The 232-nt window shown below is 64.7% G+C and carries 1 protein-coding gene; it reads right to left on the bottom strand.

The genetic code is table 11. From position 1 onward, the window contains the following. Positions 1–232: hypothetical protein (locus tag FQ668_RS28335; RefSeq protein WP_144180900.1), on the bottom strand; the 232-nt coding region annotated here is incomplete at both ends.

The following is a 232-nucleotide window of genomic DNA, read 5'->3' as shown; positions in this document are numbered from 1 at the left end:
TCAGTGATGCGGGCCTCGGCCGCGACCATTCGCGACAGTTGCATGTCGCACTCGGTGGCCATGCAGGCGATGGCAAAGCCATGCGTGGCGCGGCTTTCCAGCGTTGCGCCGCGTTGCAGCAACTGCTCGGCCGTGTGCAGGTAGCCAGCCGATTGTTCGAACGCGCCGCCATCGCGTGCGCGTGCTGCTGCCTCGCGTAAAAGCTGCAGAAAAGCTTCGCAGTCATCCGCTG

This window comes from Pseudomonas sp. Kh14 (assembly GCF_900291005.1).
Taxonomy (GTDB): Bacteria; Pseudomonadota; Gammaproteobacteria; order Pseudomonadales; family Pseudomonadaceae; genus Aquipseudomonas; species Aquipseudomonas alloputida.
Note: the sequence above shows the minus strand (reverse complement) of the source record. Positions and strands in the feature narration are given on the sequence as shown.